Origin of the sequence: Chitinophaga sp. ARDCPP14 (assembly GCF_051362515.1) — a bacterium.
GTDB lineage: Bacteria > Bacteroidota > Bacteroidia > Chitinophagales > Chitinophagaceae > Chitinophaga.
Window position 1 is genome coordinate 466,117 of the sequence record NZ_JBKIXB010000005.1, and the last position, 16,978, is coordinate 483,094.

Consider the following 16,978-nt stretch of genomic DNA (forward strand, 5'->3'; position numbering starts at 1 on the left):
CCTCGCTACACGCCGTCTTCCTTGATCTGCGTCAGCAGTTTTTCCAGGTTGACGGTGGCGAAGCCGGAAGCATAATCCGACAAACCGTAAGGAATGATCAGTTCATCGTTGTGGATAATAGAGCCGCAGGAGTACAGTACATTAGGTACATATCCTTCCCGTTCGTCTTTATTGGGCATAAGCAGGGGCTCACGCAGGCGGCCTATTTCCTTTTCAGGATTTTCCAGGTCCAGCAGGCTGGCGCCAATGCAATACGTACGCATGGGACCTACTCCGTGCGTGATCACCAGCCAGCCGTCTTTTGTTTCAATGGGCGAACCGCAGTTGCCCACCTGAACAAATTCCCACGCATATTTAGGCACGTGAAGGATCTGGGGATTTTCCCAGATATTGATTTTATCAGAGTACATAATATACCCATTGATACCATCAATCCGGGAGATCATCGCATATTTGCCGTTGATCTTTCGGGGGAAAAGCGCCAGGTTTTTATTCTGCGCCCCTTCTCCGTAGAGCGGCATGATCTTGAAGTTATAGAAGTCTTTTGTTTGCAGCAGCTTTGGCTGGATGGTAATGCCATCATACGCCGTGTAGGTAGCGTAATAGGTAATGTTCCCGTTTTCGCTGGTGTATTTTACAAAGCGGGCATCTTCAATGCCCCTGCTTTCTGCATCTGAATAAGGAAAAATTACGCGGTCAGACAAGTCGGTATCAAGTGAAAAGTTCAGCTCATAGTAGGAGTCTGCCAGCCATAGTACCCTTTCCAGTCCTTTTTTAAGGAGATGATCTACCTGGAACCGTTGTTGCATTTCCCGGATCACCTTTTTAAGGGCGAGGTATTCAAACTGGTCCGGCAGGGAGTTTTGTATTTCACGCATCACAGAATCCGGCAGCCGGATGGATACCGCATTCTGGAAGAACGTTTGTTTATGGTACATGGAGTTGCGGATAATTTCCGCTTCATCCACATAGTTACCGGGTGCTATCAGTGAGATTTCATTGTTTTTGTCGATGATACCGGATCTGAAGGCAATGGAAGATACGTGTCCTTCACCTACTGCGCGAAAGCTCATGATGACGCGCTTTTGTCCTTCTTCCAGCCCGCTCTGGTCCACATCTTCCACGAGGGAAGGGTTGAAGAACGCGGCTGATTCAATGGAGTATTCGTTGGTGAAATAAGAACCGGTGAGCAATTTACGTTTGAGCGAGAGCCCTTCGTACTCGATCTGCAAACCGGGAAACAAATGTCTCAGCCGGTCTGCATGTCGTTCAAATATCCTCGTGATGTTCCTGTGTCGCCGGGAAAATTCTCTTAGTATAGGCATGACCGTTATATCCACCTCGGGGTCGCTCATTGCTGCCACCTGTTGAATGATAGACTTGGCCCGGGCCTCCCCGTTGAAAAAAAACCTGGCTACTACCCTCTTAAGGTCAGGATAAATTTTTGTACTCTTCCGCTCTATGGACAATCGCATGGTTATCTTGTTTGTTAAATACTGAATCCGTCTTCCAGGACCACTCCTTTTTTAACAACAACAATGCCGTCTTTTACCGTATATTTTTCAAAGTCCCCATCAGCTAAGTGTTTTCCGCCATTTATATGTACGCCGTTTCCAATGCGGCAGTTTTTATCAATGATGGCATTACTGATCACGCAGTTCTCTCCTATTCCCATCAACGGGCTTCCTTCTGCGCGTGACTTTTCTATTTCGTCGAGTGTCTGGTAGTAATCGCTTCCCATGATATAGGCATTGCTGATTTCGCTGCCTTTACCGATGCGGGTACGGATACCCACTACTACTCTTTCCAGTTTATCTGCCATAATAATACAACCGTCGGCGATCATTGTTTTCTCCATGTGGCCGGAAATTTTTGTAGGCGGCAGCATGCGGGCACGTGAAAAGATAGTTTGGGATTCATCGAAGAGGTTAAACAAGGGGATTTCATCCGTGAGGCCGATATTGGCTTCAAAGAAAGACTGGATGTTCCCGATATCTGTCCAGTAGCCTTCATATTGATAACTGAAAATCCGGCGTTTGTTTTCGATGGCCTGCGGGATGAGCTGCTTACCAAAATCGGCGGCTTCCGGTTGTGCATTGAGCATATCGAACAGTACCTGCCGGCTGAAGATATAAATGCCCATGCTCGCCAGGTATACGCGTCCTTCTTTCTGCATTTCCTCGCTTACTTCAGACGCCCATGGTGGAAGAACGGCCTGGGAAGGCTTTTCTGTAAAAGACACAATAGCGCCGCTTTCATCTTCCTTTAAAATACCAAAATCAGAAGCATCCTTTGCGCTCACGGGAATAGTAGCGATAGATATTTCCGCGCCCGTGTCGATATGATGTTTGATCATCTTTTTAAAATCCATCTGGTACAGCTGGTCACCGGACAATATGAGTATATATTCAAACTCAAAGTTCTCCATATGATGAAGGCATTGTCTTACGGCATCGGCCGTTCCCTGGTACCAGGTGGGATTATCGGGGGTTTGCTCCGCTGCCAGGATATCTACAAACCCCTTATCAAAATTGCTGAAGTGATAAGTGTTTTTAATATGCTTGTTCAGGGAGGCGGAATTGAACTGCGTTAATACAAAGATGCGGTTCAGTTCTGCATTCAAACAATTGGAGATAGGAATATCCACCAGTCTGTATTTACCTGCCAGGGGCACCGCTGGTTTTGAGCGGCGACGGGTAAGCGGATACAGGCGGGTGCCGGCCCCTCCTCCGAGAATAATGGATATTACATCGTTAGTCATAATGGGAATTGGTTTTAGAAAGTCATCACTCAATTATTCTAAGCTATTTCATACTCTTGTACATTTCCAGGTAGCGTAGTGCCGAACTGTCCCAGGAATTATCAATGTTCATGCCTCTTAATCGTACTTCATCCAGGTGCCTGGCATCCTGGTACAATTCGATGGCCCGTTTTACGGAATAGCAAACATCCGCAACGCTGGCCTGGTTAAAGCGGATGCCTACGCCATCCTGGTCTCCAAAGTCAATAACCGTGTCTTTCAGTCCGCCGGTGCTGCGCACTACGGGAACGGTTCCATAACGCAGCGCATACATCTGATTGAGGCCGCAGGGCTCTACCCTGGACGGCATCAGCAGGAAGTCACTGCCGGCATATATCTGATGGGATAATGATTCGTCGTAACCAATGTGCACATTGAAGCCATAGCTTACTACTGCACGGGTTTGTTGCAGGGACCATTCAATATGTGGGTCACCACTCCCCAGTACGAGGAAATTTACTTCCCCCGGCAGTTCATGCAGGGATCTGCCAATTATTTCCGGCAGCAGGTCGGCGCCTTTGTCGCCTACCAGGCGGCCTATAAAAGATATCAGCGGCAGGGAGGCATCCAGCCCGAAGCGTTCGCACAGGTGCTGCTTGTTCGTTTGTTTACCTGCGGTGATAGTATCCAGGTCATAATTAAGGGGTAACATCCGGTCGGTAGCCGGGTCCCATACCACATTATCGATACCATTCAGGATGCCCACCATTTTCCCTCTTTCCTGGTTGATAAGCGCTTCCAGGCCATTGGCATTATAATACAGCTCTTCCAGGTAGCCCGGGGAAACGGTAGTAACGCGCCAGGCGCACTTGATAGCCGATGCGAGGGGATTGATAGCGCCGCCCCAGTCCAGTATACCGGACTTCCATAAATCGAAAGATGGAATGAGGTAGAGTTTATCCCAGCCAAATTGGCCCTGGTACTGTGCATTGTGAATAGTAAGTGCAGTGGGAATACTTTTCAGGCGCTCATATTTATAACCATAATTGAGCAGGAACGGGATTAGCCCGGTATGATGATCATGGCAATGGATCACATCCGGCTGATGCTGCCATTCGTTGATCCAGTCGAGCACGGCAATCTGGAAGGCCAGGAACCGTTCTGTATCGTTGGGATAGCCGTAAACGCCGGGAGTGTCAAGTAAGCCGGGGATATCTACGAGGTAAAGGTCGAAACCCAGCTCATTGCTGCGTTCCTTTATAACGTTAAAGTGGTACCAGTTGTGTCCCAGCCACATGCCGGCCTGGTGTACCACGTCGAATTCGTGGGTGTGGTAATATTTATTCCTGTAGGCCGGTATCACTACTTTGGCAAAGTTGCCAAGCTGGTGCTGGTATTTGGGCAACGCCCCTACCACATCACCTAGTCCACCTACTTTGGCTACCGGGTAACATTCCGCGCTGATGTGTAAAATCTCCATGCTGGTTAGTTGAAATCCTTATTAAGTTAAACTGGAAAAATAAGAAAACAAAAACTTAACCGTGATTTTTTACGATTATTATGAATATCCCCGCTGGCGGGGACAGGACCCGTTGTGATAGTTTATATTTGTAACGGCGAATTGTTATGTGTCTCACCTCTAAATGCTGAATGCTCATGGATTTTGGTCGCGTTCCCACGGATATGCTGATGGACATTGATTTTAAGTTGCCCGCAGAACCTGTCTTTAATAAGAAGGTATTGAAAGGTAAACCCGTGAAAAAGCCGCAGGCCTGGCTGGGATGCGCCAAATGGGGGCGAAAGGAATGGATCGGGAAAATATATCCCAAGGGCACCAAGGAGGCTAACTTCCTGGAGGAATATGTAAAACACTTCAACAGCATAGAGCTGAATGCCACGCATTACCAGATCTACGGCCCCGAAACCATTTCCAAATGGGACGCCAAAGCACAGGGAATGGATTTTAAGTTCTGCCCTAAAGTACCGCAGTCGATCAGTCATTTCAGTACCTTAATTAATGCCGGCGCCAAAACCACTTCCTTCCTGGAAGGGGTATTGGCCTTTGGTAAACACCTGGGACCCATCTTTTTACAATTGAGTGATAAATTTGGCCCGGCCAAACGGGAAAACCTATACGAATACCTCGCCTCCCTGCCCACCGACCTGCAGTTTTTCGTGGAACTACGCCATAAGGAATGGTTTGAAGACGAGGCCGTGCGGCTGGAATTGTACGAAAAGCTCAACGAACTCAATGTGGGCCTCATTATTACCGATACCGCCGGCAGACGCGATGTGGCACATATGCACCTCACCATCCCGAAAGTATTTATCCGGTTTGTAGGCAACAGCCTGCATCCAACGGATTATACCCGCATCGACGACTGGGCCAACCGCATCAAATACTGGCTGGACAACGGTTTGAAGGAGGTTTATTTCTTCATGCACATGCACGATGAAGCCACCTCGCCCGAGCTGGCCGTGTACCTGGTAGACAAACTGGAAGCCGTTTGCGGGATAGACGTAAAAAAGCCCCGATTTGTAAAAGAATAGCGCTTTTTTTTACGAATACATTACAAGGGATGAAAAAGACGGACTGAAATATTAATTTCGCCCTCTCAAAACAGGTTTTTTACCATGATGCGCGACAAGCTAGAGCAATTAGCCGGGAAACTGGAAGGCACGCTTTATACAGATGATACGATGCGGACACTTTATGCCACCGATGCGTCGGCATACCGTGAAATGCCGCTGGCAGTAGCTATTCCGCAGCATATCGACGATCTTAAGACACTGATCAGTTTTGCGCGTGAAAATAAAACATCCCTCATACCACGCACTGCCGGCACTTCGCTGGCCGGCCAGGTAGTGGGCAACGGGATCATTACAGATGTTTCCCGCACTTTCACCAAAATACTGGAATTTAATAAAGAAGAAGGATGGGTACGGGTAGAGCCGGGCGTTATCCGTGACGAACTGAACATGTTCCTCAAACCGCACGGATTTTACTTTGGCCCTGAAACCTCCACCGCCAACCGCGCCATGATAGGTGGTATGGTGGGCAACAACTCCTGCGGCTCCAACTCCGTAGTATATGGCAGCACCCGCGAACACCTGCTGGAAGTAAAAGCCCTCCTGAGCAACGGAGAAGAAGTAACCTTTGGCAGCCTCGACGCAGAAAGCTTCCACCAGAAATGCGAAGGACCCGATACGCTCGAAACCCGTATCTATAAGCAGATACGTACCAGTCTTAGTAACTACAGCTACCAGGAGGAAATCCGGAAAGAATTCCCGAAAAAAAGCATTCCCCGCCGCAATACCGGCTATGCGGTAGACATGCTGCTGGAAACAAATCCCTTCACCGCCGGCACGGAAGACTTTAACTTCTGTAAACTCATCGCCGGTTCAGAAGGTACCCTGGCATTTCTCACGGAAATAAAACTGCATGTAGACCCGCTTCCTCCAAAGGAAACAGGCCTGCTCTGCATACATTTTAATAATATCGATGAATCCCTGCGGGCCAACATCCTGGTAATGGAATACAAACCCAGCGCCAGTGAACTCATTGACCACTACATCCTGGAATGCACCAAGGATAACATCGAACAAAGCAAGAACCGTTTCTTTGTGCAGGGGGATCCCGGCGCTATCCTGGTGGTGGAGTTTTGCCGCAATACCCGCGAAGAAATCATTGAAATTACAGGCCGCCTGGAAGCCACGCTGCGCGCAGCAGGACTGGGATATCATTTCCCGCTGTTATTCGGCGACGACAGTAAAAAGATCTGGGCGCTCCGTAAAGCAGGTCTGGGTTTACTCAGCAACCTCCCCGGCGATGAAAAGGCCGTACCCGTGATTGAAGATACCGCCGTTGCCGTGGAAGACCTCCCGGACTTTATCCGCGACTTCAACGATATCCTGGCGCAATACAAATTATACGCGGTGCACTACGCACATGCCGGCAGCGGTGAAATCCACCTCCGTCCAATCATCAACCTGAAAACGGAAGAAGGAAATTTACTGTTCCGTAAAATCGCAGAAGAAATAGCCACCCTCGTAAAGAAATATAATGGCTCCCTCAGCGGGGAACATGGCGACGGCAGGCTCAGAGGCGAATTTATTAAACAGATGGTGGGCAACAAAAATTATGAACTGCTCCGCCAGATCAAATATACCTGGGACCCGGAAAACATTTTCAATCCCAACAAAATCGTAGACACGCCATCCATGAACACGATGCTGCGCTACGAACCCGGACAAAAAGCACCGGAACTGAAAACCATTTTTCATTTCCCGGATCAAACCATGCTGCAACATGCAGAGCAGTGCAACGGCTCCGGCGATTGCCGTAAAACGCAGCTCAGCGGCGGCACCATGTGCCCCAGCTACATGGCTACCCGCAATGAAAAGGATACCACCCGCGCCAGGGCTAACATCCTGCGCGAGTTCCTCACCAACAGCACCAAAGAAAACCGCTTCGACCATAAAGAAATTTATGACGTGCTGGATCTTTGCCTGGCCTGTAAAGGATGCAAGTCAGAATGCCCATCCAACGTGGATATGGCTAAGCTGAAAATGGAATTCCTGCAGCATTATTACGACGCCAACGGCGTTCCGTTGCGGGCCAATATGATCGGCAACTTCACCAAACTAACTTCACTGGCGGCTATTGCTCCCGGCGTTTATAATGCGATGATCAATAACTCCTTCACCGGTGGCATCATCCGTAAGTTCTCCGGCTTTGCGGCCAAACGCTCGCTGCCCGGCCTGCACAGCACTACCTTACGGAAATGGTTCCACGAAAAATGGCCGAAGGAAAAACAAGGCGCTGCCGGTAATAAAAAAGTATATCTTTTCTGTGACGAGTTCACCAACTATAACGATACCACCATCGGTATCAAAGCCGTACAACTCCTGCACCGCCTGGGTTACGACGTACAAATGATTGAACATCCTGAAAGCGCCCGCGCGTATATGTCGAAAGGATTACTGCGCAAAGCACGCGAATATGCAGACCGCAATGTTCGTATATTCAGCAACGTTATTAATGAAAACGTACCACTGCTCGGCATAGAACCTTCTGCTATCCTCAGTTTCCGCGATGAATACCCGGATCTTGTAAGTGAAGGGCTCCGCGAACAGGCGAAAGCACTGGCTAAAAATGTATTCCTGATAGACGAATTCATTGCAGCAGAAGCAGACAAAGGTCATATCACCGCCCAACAGTTTACTGCCAATAAACAACATATCAAATTGCATGGCCATTGCCAGCAGAAGGCGTTATCGTCTGCCCTGCACAGCAAAAAAATGCTTTCTTTACCACAAAATTATTCAGTAGAAGTAATCCCTTCCGGCTGCTGCGGTATGGCCGGTTCCTTCGGTTACGAAAAAGAACACTACGACCTGAGCATGCAAATCGGCGAAATGGTGTTATTCCCCGCCGTCCGCAATGCGGCGCAGGGCACCATTATAGCCGCACCAGGCACCAGCTGCCGCCACCAGGTGAAAGATGGCACGGGTGTGAAAGCGCTGCATCCTGTGGAGATATTGTACAACAGTTTGGCCTAACGCGAATTTTGTCTTGGCTCAGGATTACGCTGATTATACTGATTACCTGGATTTTTACTTTTGGATTTTTTTAGATTTTTTTGATTTTATTTAAATAATAATTATGGGAGATAAAAGCGAATATATCCGCTTCTATCTCCCATAATCCTTTATAAAATCAAAAAAGTAAAAATCCAGGTAATCAGTATAATCAGCGTAATCCTGAGCCAAGACAAAATCCGCGTTATACGCGTCCCACATAGAGTTTCGTTTCGTAGTGGAATTTCACCATCCCCTGCTCCTTGTATTTTCCGAAGAGGTCTTCGAGGTCGCGCATCATGGGGATATGCGACGGGTGGTCCTGTTCGGGGACGTAGGAGGAGGAGAGTAATCTTCCTTTGAGGGCGGGGAAATCGAATAGCTGGGCGTTCTGAAATACTTTTTCCTGCATGGTGCCGGGCTGAAAAAAGCCGGCTAACTGCGACGCCCCAACGTTTCTGTGCTGCATATCTTTATAGTCGGTGCCGTATTGATGGAGGAGTTTTTCGTAACCTTTTTCAAACGGCAGGTCGGCCTGGCGTACATTCCACATCAGTACTACCTTTGTATTTTCGCGGCCGATGCGGCGGAATTCTGCGGCGGCGGCCTGCTGATCAAACCAATGAAAAGCGGTGCCGGCCACCACCAGGTCTACGGAGGCATCCGGGAGGGTGGTATGTTCTGCGCTGCCGTTAACGGCGGTGAAGTTCGGATACCGGTTCAGCAATCTTTCCGCGGCCTCCCGCATATCTTTGTTGGGTTCCACGGCATATACCTTGTTACCATTGTCGAGGAATGGCTGCGCAGAAATGCCGGTACCCGCACCGATGTCGGCCACAATAGTATGGCGTGTTAAGCCGGTTTCGGCTTCGAGATAAGGAATAATGGCCACAGGATAATGTGGCCGGTATTTGATATAGTTATCTACGCGGGTGCTGAAGCGCTCAGTATTTTTCATCGTAATGAAGTTAGGGTTATTCTCCTAATCCTTTTGGCTTTTTCTCTTCATTACCATGGGCTTCGAGGTCAGCCAGTTTCTTTTTACCGTAAGATACTTTCGTGATCAGCACATACAAAACGGGTACGGTAAAGATTCCCAATAAGGTAGCAGCAAGCATCCCTCCCACTACGGTAAAGCCGATATTGACACGGGAAGCCGCGCCGGCGCCCTGTGCCAGACACAATGGCAACACTCCCAGTATGAATGCGAAGGAAGTCATCAGGATTGGACGTAAACGCAGTTTTACGGCCTCCAGTGTGGCGTCTAACAATGGCATGCCCCTGTCTACACGCTCTTTACAGAACTCTACGATCAGGATGGCATTTTTTGCCGCCAAACCGATCAGGGTGATCAAACCAATCTGGGAGTATACGCTATTGGATTGTTTCGTTAACGACAGCGCCAGGATAGACCCGAACAACGCGATGGGTACCGCCAGCAATACGGAGAACGGTACCGACCAGCTCTCATACAGCGCGGTGAGCAACAGGAACACAAACAGGATAGACAATCCAAAGATGAGTACACTACTGTTACCCGCTTCAATTTCCTGCAGGGATACGTTCGCCCATTCGAAAGAGAAGTTCTCCGGCAGCACCTGTGCAGCCACTTCTTTCAGCGCATTGATACCATCCCCGCTACTGTAACCTGGTTTGGTATCACCATTGATTTCAACGGAGCGGTACAGGTTAAAGTGATTGATTACCGGGGCTCCGGATGCTTTCTTGGTGGTGATCAGTGCGCTGAGCGGCACCATCTGCCCCGTGGCATTGCGGACATAATAAGTGTTAAGATTATTGATGCTGGTACGGTAGGTAGAATCTGCCTGCAGTACTACGCGGAAGCTCCGGCTGAATTTGGTGAAGTCGTTTACATACAACCCTCCGAGGAAAGTTTGCAATGCATTGAACACATCGCTGACGGCTACACCGAGTTGTTTACATTTGTCGCGGTCCACCTCCACGTTGAATTGCGGGGTGTTGGCGCTGAAGAAAGCATATGCCCTCGCTATTTCCGGCCGCTGGTTGGCAGCCATCAGGAACTGTCCCATTACCTGCAGGAACTGGTTGATATCAGGATTCGTCCGCTGCTCCAGCATAAAGGAGAACCCACCGGTATTACCTAATCCACGCAGTGTGGGTGAAGGGATACAGATGATATTGGCCCCGATGATACGACTGGTCGCCATTTGAATTCTTCCCAATACGGTCCCCATATTATCCCCGTGCTTGTATCGCTCATCCCATGGGCGGAGGCTCACGAAAAAGGTGCCGGAGTTGGGCTTGGTGGCATTTGCCACGAAGTTGATCCCTGTTATACCAAAAAAGTGCAGCACGGCACTGTCTTTCAGCAGGATATCGCTGATTTGCGCTACTACTTCTTTTGTTCGCTGGGAAGAAGATGCTTCCGGCAGCTCCAGTGCGATGAACATGGCGCCCATATCTTCCTGGGGAACAAAGGTGGTGGGCGTTTTCTTAAAGAGATAGAATGCCGCGGCAAACAGTACAGCCATAATCACCAGTACTGCCGGCGTTTTACGGATGCTGAACATCACGCCTTTACCATAGCGGTTAGTAAATCTTTCAAACCATTGGTTAAATTTGAAGAAGAGCTTATTCAGTCCTGTCGACTTCTGCGTAAGATGCGCGGGCCTCAAGAGAATAGCCGTGAGTGCAGGCGTTAACGTTAGTGCCAGGAATGCCGACAACAACACCGAGAAGGCGATGGTTAAGGCAAACTGCTGGTATAGCCGTCCGCTTACACCGGGAATAAAGGCCACCGGCACAAACACCGCTGCCAGGATGAGGGCGATGGCGATTACCGGTCCCTGTACTTCCGACATCGCTTTGAACGTGGCTTCACGCGGCGACATCAGGTTAGCATCGATATGATGCTGCACGGCCTCCACTACCACAATAGCATCATCCACCACAATACCGATGGCCAGTACAAAACCGAACAGCGTGAGGGTATTGATGGAGAAGCCCAGCAACTGGAAAAATATAAAGGTACCTATCAGTGAAATCGGGATTACCAGGATGGGGATAATGGTGGCCCGCCAGTTCTGCAGGAATACAAATACCACGATCACCACCAGTATCAGGGCTTCTACAAAGGTTTCTATTACTTCTTCGATAGAAATTTTCACGAAAGAGGTAGATTCAAACGGCACCAGCCATTTCACATCTTCCGGGAAACGTTTTGACATTTCCTCCATTTTGGCCATTACCAGGTCGTTTACGTCCAGTGCATTTGCACCAGGCGCCAGGTAAATAGCCATACCACTGCCGGTTTTACCATCTGCTTTTGCTTCGATGGCATAGGTAAACGAGCCGAGGTCGATCCTGGCTACATCACGGAGACGAACAAGGCTACCATTCTGACTGGTAGCTACTACCACGTTGCCAAATTCTTCGGTGGTAGCCAAACGGCCTTTTACACTCACCGTATATTCAAAAGCCTGCGTACTGCGCATAGGTGCGGCGCCTACACTACCAGCCGGCACCTGTTGGTTCTGTTCTGTGATGGCCCGGGCAATATCGCCGGCGGTTAATCCGAGGGCGGCCATTTTATCCGGGTTCAGCCAGATACGCATACTATAATCCTGGGAAAAGGCATTTACGTCACCCACACCGGATACACGGGCCAGCTCGGGTTTCAGGTAAATGTTCAGGTAGTTATCGAGGAATTCGCGCGAGTGTTTTCCTTTGGGAGAGTTCAGCGCGATTACCATCAACATATCATTGGAACGTTTCTTAACGGTTACCCCTACACGACGTACTTCATCGGGGGTGCTTGGCAACGCGAGACTTACCCGGTTCTGCACATCCAGGGTAGCGATATCCGGATTGGTGCCCAGTTTAAAGCTGACGGTAATACTCATGGAGCCATCGTTTGCACTTACGGATTGTATGTACATGGCGCCTGGTGTACCATTCACCTGGTTTTCTATGGGGGTGGTCACCGTTTCCTCTACCGTTGTGGAGTTGGCTCCCACGTAGTTGGCCCTTACATCCGTTACCGGCGGTGCAATATCCGGCAGCTGTGCAATCGGGAGGTTAAACATACAGATGAGCCCTACAATCACAATAATGATAGCAATTACGATCGTAGTATTCTTTCGCTCTATAAATGTTTTTGAGATCATACTGTGATGGTGATTTAGGATTTATTGTTTTGCCCCTGCTCCTGCTCCGGCGATATTCACGGTATCTCCCGGTTTCACCCGCTGGATGCCGTCCACCACGACCCTGTCGCCGGCTTTCAGTCCGCTGGTAACCAGCTGCATGGTATCTGTAACCGGCCCGGGAACAATGTCCGTAGCGCCAACTACATTGTCTTTTGAAATAGTATATACACTGGTTTCTGACAAGTTCTGGATAATTGCTTTAGCCGGAATTGCCAGCTGGGTGGCGGGAGTGCCGTATTGCATTACGATGACGATGCTCATACCTGACTTCAGCATATTTTCCTTGTTTTCAAAAACGAGTCGCACCCGTACGGTACCGGTTTGCGGATCCACAATATTATTGATGGTTAACACTTTGCCTGCTTCGCCGTAGCGGGTGCCATCGCCAAACTGGATATAGAATTTCTGATCACCGCCTTTGCCTTGCTGAATGCGCAGGAATTCCGGCAGGCGGGCCTGTGGAACATCCATATCCGCAAACATGGGGTGTTCATTTACGATGGTGTTGATGAGGGTTTGACCGGCATTGATCACGTCTCCCACCTTTATTTGTGCGATACCGATTTTGCCGGTTACGGGCGCCCGCACCACGGCATGGTTTACATCGGTACCGGCCCTTGCCACGGAAGCTTTTGCCGCGGCCACATTGGCCTGGGCGGTTAACATAGCCGTATAAGCCTGATCTACCGTTTGTTTGGAGATCGCATCATGGTCCAGGAGGGATTTATATCTTTCGTAGTCGCGTTGCCGTTGTGCCAGGTCGGCTTCCGCCTGTTGCTGGGTAGCGGCTACCTGTCCGTAGGCGGCAGCATAGCGGCTTCTGTCAATATCATACAGGGGCTGGCCCTTTGTTACATTGCTGCCGTCGGCCACCCGGATGGCTTCCAGGTAACCGGAAACATCCGGCTTCAGCTGCACAACATCATGGGCCATGAGGGTAGCAGGGAATTTCTCCGACACGGTATATACGGCCGGTACTACTTCAACAGCGACCACCGTTGGCTTCATCTTCCCCATCATAGCAGCCTGTTGCTGTTGCTTTTTGCTGTTGCCACAGGCCACACAGAGTATCATTCCTGCCACATAAAAGGTCCGCTTGTAATTTATTAGATACATATGAGAAATTGATTGCGAATTACGAATGCTGATACTTTATTTGATTTTGCCCATGGCTTTATCCAGTTCTGTTTTGCTGATCAGGGTGTTTAACAGGGCCTGCACATAATCTACCTGCGCCTGTTTCAGTTCACTTTCTGCGGAGATCACATCAAGACTGCTGGCTACTCCCTGTTCAAATTTGAGCACAATACGTTCATAAATGCCCTGGGTGAGTCCCATATTTGTTTTCTGGGTAACGAACCTGGACTTGTTATTAAGGTATTGCGTATTGGCGTTGGTAACTTCCAGTTTAATCTGCTGGGACAGGTAACTGAGGTCGTTCTCTGATTTCTCCAAAGTAATTTTGTTCTGCCTGATCTGGTGTATTCTTTCCGTACCAGTAAAAATGGGCCATGCGAGGGTAAGTCCGAGAGCCGAGGCGCCGAAACCGGTTTTATACAAATCCCCGAAATCTGAGGAGAAATAGTTCCAGCCATAGTTCACAAAACCATTTAATGATGGCAGGAAGCTCATCTTCTTACTTTTCAGGTTCAGTTCATTCAGGGCGATCTGGGTGGTTTGTATCCCGTATTCTACGCGGTCCTGTACCTGGTAATCAACGGTATCACTGATAAACGATTCCACGTTGAGGTCCTGCACGGTTTGTGTAAGATCCAGTTTTGCTTCCTGGGGCATGCCCATCTGGAACTTTAATAACTGGGTCGTATAAACGAGTAACCGGATCTGGGTTTCAATATCGGTTACCACATTATTGTAAGACACCTGGATCCTGTCTACATCTACTCTTTCTGCCACACCTACATCATAGCGGGCCCGGGTATCTTTCAAGGTTTTCTCCAGCTGGTCCATATTGGCTTTGGAAAGGCGGATACTTTCTTCGTTGGCCAGCACGGCGTAGTAGGCTTTTGTAATAGCCACGCGGGTGTCGATCTCCGTTCTTTTATAGGATTTCTCTGCCAGGCCGCCATATACTTTTGCGGCTTTCAGCCCGAGGAAGTAGTCGCTGTTGAAGATAGTCTGGTTTACCTGTCCTGTTACAGCAGAGGCAAACCGGGTTCCAAACTGAACGGGGATTCTTACACCGGAAGTCGGGTTGGTCAGATCGGGGATCAAAGAGGTGGCCAGTTTCAGGTTATCTGTAAAGCTGGCATTGACATCTGCGTGGGGTAACAGCTTCCCGGTGGCTTCCTTGATCTGTTCCTGGGAGAAATTGATATCCAGCCGGGCATTTACGACATCGTTCTGATGAGCCAGGCCGTACTGTATGCAATTCGCCAGATTAAAAGCAAAGGGTCCCTGTTGCGCTGTATCTGTTTGCCCGTAAGCTCTTGTTATCCCTGAAAGTAAAACAAAGGTGAATAGAAAAAGACGACAATGCATACGTATTACTTTGAAAGTATATGATGATTGATAAATACTTAACAACAAACAGGTAAAAAGGTTCTGTTGACGAGCCGGCTATTATAAGGCTCCGGAAAATGAACAACATGCCTAATAACTGCCGGCTAAAAGCTATTTTCGTATCTTTCGGAAAAGTTATTGTTAACTATGTCTATGTCTGTTATAAAAGAACCCAAACCGTTTCATCGTGAGTTTGAGCTGGATCGATTGATGTTTTTCAGTGATGCGGTGTTTGCCGTTGCCATTACTTTACTGATCATCGGAATAAAACTGCCTGCCCTTCCGGGAAAAATGCCTGCCAACGGTTACTGGGATTTTTTTGAGCCTACTGCTATTGAGTTTTTAACTTTCGTAGTGAGTTTTGTGTTTATTGGAAACTTCTGGGTACGGCATCTTCAATTATGCCGGTTTCTCCAAAATTACAATGAAGGATTGATTCATCGTCATCTTTTCTTTTTATTTTTTATTGTGACGTTTCCTTTTTCTACTTCTGCCTTGCTGCATACGAGTTCCCACTTTATGCTTCCTTTCTTTATCTACCTGTGCAACCTGGCGGGTTGCCTGGCGGCTTTGTTCTGGATCAGCTATTATGTATTCCAGAAAAATCCGGACCTGGCCGTTGCCGGTCATCACACGGAAAAAGAACTGTTATACCAGCGGTTTAAATACGGGTTTCTCACTATGGCAACGGGTTTCACCTGTATAGCGATGACTTATTTCCTGTATCCGGAGAATACGGCGTACCAGCGTATCAGTTATATGCTGATACCTGCGCTGGCTTTGTTTAATTATTTCCGTTTAAAGATAAAAAAACGTAATACGCTCCGCCTGGTACACAAAATGGGGGCAAACAACTGAAAAAGCGGCCTATGTTAGAACTAGACAAAAAGGAAGCACAGATAGTACAACGGGCGATTCAGTCGTGGCAGCGCGACCGGCTCATCAGCGATGAGCAGGCCGGCGAGCTGCAGAAAAGCTACAAGGTGGTGAACACCGACTGGCAAACGCTTACGCTTTATATTTTTATTGCGGCTATATCCTGTGCGCTGATGGCGTTTGGATCACTGGTCCTGGATGAGAAGTGGATAGAGATTATCCGGAAGAAGTTTTCGCTGACCGATAGCGTGATTGCCCTGGTATTTGGTGCGCTGACCATTTTTCTTTGTTATGAGGGCTGGCGGCGCAATAAACATCAGCCGCTGTTTTCGTTTAACCGGGAGCTTTTCTGGCTGCTGCCGGTTCTTAGTATAGGCGTGAGCGTGGTTTACCTGGGCAAAAGCGTTAACTACCTGGAAGGCAATTATGGCGCGTTCTGGTTGCTGGCTACGGCCTGCTACGGCGTGTTGGGCATTACGCTTCACTCCCGCCTGTTATGGATTGCCACCCTGCTTTGCCTGATCCCGGCTTATGTAAAGCTCACTTATTTCCTTACCGGCGACGCAGCTTATTTCCTGGGCATGAATCTTCCCTGCCGCATGGCCCTGCTGGGGGTGCTGCTCACGGGCGTGGCCTGGATACTCCGTCAATTTAAAGTATATGCACCCATCAAAGACATTACGTGGAGCGGAGGCTGGCTGCTGCTGCTTATTTCCGGCTGGCTGATCTCTATTTTCGGGAATTGCGGTACCTGGGATGAATGGCAGCAACTGCGGCAGGTTCACCTGTTGCAATGGGTGATCGTTTACACCGTGCTGTGTGCGGGCGTATTGCTGCTGGGTCTCAAGCTAAAAGACGACCTGTTGCGCGACCTCGGTGTTGCCTTCCTGTTGCTGGACCTGTATACCCGCTACTTTGAATATCTCTGGGACTTTACCAATAAAGGACTCTTCTTCGGCATCCTGGCGTTATCCTTCTGGTGGGTAGGGCGGCTCATTGAAAGACGGATGAAACAGGGAACTGAACGAAAATAAAAAAGGCCTGCGGCGCGATACTTCTTTCTGAAAAAATA

At 48.8% G+C, this 16,978-nt stretch carries 11 protein-coding genes; 4 read left to right on the forward strand and 7 right to left on the reverse strand.

Going from position 1 to position 16,978, the window contains the following annotated elements; translation table 11 throughout:
* Positions 1–5: 5 nt before the first annotated feature.
* The 3 genes from ACLHR0_RS16795 to ACLHR0_RS16805 are packed head-to-tail and all read right to left on the reverse strand — an operon-like array spanning position 6 to position 4,220.
* A complete protein-coding gene (locus ACLHR0_RS16795; RefSeq protein WP_370913184.1) occupies positions 6–1,475 on the reverse strand; it encodes a glycoside hydrolase family 130 protein in 1,470 nt (489 codons plus the stop codon).
* A gap of 14 nt (positions 1,476–1,489) precedes the next feature.
* Positions 1,490–2,761 carry a glucose-1-phosphate adenylyltransferase gene (locus ACLHR0_RS16800; RefSeq protein WP_436488099.1) on the reverse strand — a complete coding sequence of 424 codons (1,272 nt, stop codon included), beginning with the start codon at positions 2,759–2,761 and terminating at the stop codon, positions 1,490–1,492.
* Between the two features lie 43 nt (positions 2,762–2,804).
* Positions 2,805–4,220, reverse strand: coding sequence for a glycogen synthase (locus ACLHR0_RS16805; RefSeq protein ID WP_436488101.1), 1,416 nt, complete (start codon positions 4,218–4,220; stop codon positions 2,805–2,807).
* Between the two features lie 176 nt (positions 4,221–4,396).
* Here ACLHR0_RS16805 and ACLHR0_RS16810 point away from each other — a divergent pair, with 176 nt between their 5' ends.
* Positions 4,397–5,290: a DUF72 domain-containing protein gene (locus ACLHR0_RS16810; RefSeq protein WP_429049492.1), complete on the forward strand. Its 894-nt coding sequence runs from the start codon at positions 4,397–4,399 to the stop codon at positions 5,288–5,290.
* An 87-nt stretch (positions 5,291–5,377) separates the two neighbouring features.
* Complete coding sequence (locus tag ACLHR0_RS16815) at positions 5,378–8,302, forward strand: FAD-binding and (Fe-S)-binding domain-containing protein (RefSeq protein ID WP_429049494.1); 2,925 nt, start codon at positions 5,378–5,380, stop codon at positions 8,300–8,302.
* Positions 8,303–8,525: 223 nt separating this feature from the next.
* Here ACLHR0_RS16815 and ACLHR0_RS16820 read toward each other — a convergent pair whose 3' ends face one another.
* The 4 genes from ACLHR0_RS16820 to ACLHR0_RS16835 are packed head-to-tail and all read right to left on the reverse strand — an operon-like array spanning position 8,526 to position 15,009.
* Positions 8,526–9,278 carry a class I SAM-dependent methyltransferase gene (locus tag ACLHR0_RS16820; RefSeq protein WP_436488103.1) on the reverse strand — a complete coding sequence of 251 codons (753 nt, stop codon included), beginning with the start codon at positions 9,276–9,278 and terminating at the stop codon, positions 8,526–8,528.
* A gap of 16 nt (positions 9,279–9,294) precedes the next feature.
* Positions 9,295–12,468: an efflux RND transporter permease subunit gene (locus tag ACLHR0_RS16825; RefSeq protein ID WP_436488105.1), complete on the reverse strand. Its 3,174-nt coding sequence runs from the start codon at positions 12,466–12,468 to the stop codon at positions 9,295–9,297.
* A 21-nt stretch (positions 12,469–12,489) separates the two neighbouring features.
* A complete protein-coding gene (locus tag ACLHR0_RS16830; protein WP_429063707.1) occupies positions 12,490–13,626 on the reverse strand; it encodes an efflux RND transporter periplasmic adaptor subunit in 1,137 nt (378 codons plus the stop codon).
* Positions 13,627–13,662: 36 nt separating this feature from the next.
* Positions 13,663–15,009 (reverse strand): TolC family protein, encoded by a 1,347-nt coding sequence (locus ACLHR0_RS16835; RefSeq protein ID WP_370907405.1) that lies wholly within the window; start codon positions 15,007–15,009, stop codon positions 13,663–13,665.
* Positions 15,010–15,183: 174 nt separating this feature from the next.
* On the opposite strand from ACLHR0_RS16835, the gene ACLHR0_RS16840 reads away from it, so the two are divergent.
* The gene (locus ACLHR0_RS16840; RefSeq protein ID WP_429049505.1) at positions 15,184–15,888 is read left to right on the forward strand and encodes a TMEM175 family protein; all 705 of its coding nucleotides are present in this window, start codon (positions 15,184–15,186) and stop codon (positions 15,886–15,888) included.
* 11 nt (positions 15,889–15,899) lie between these two features.
* Positions 15,900–16,940, forward strand: a complete 1,041-nt coding sequence (locus ACLHR0_RS16845) for a hypothetical protein (protein WP_436488108.1) — start codon at positions 15,900–15,902, stop codon at positions 16,938–16,940.
* Positions 16,941–16,978: the final 38 nt, after the last annotated feature.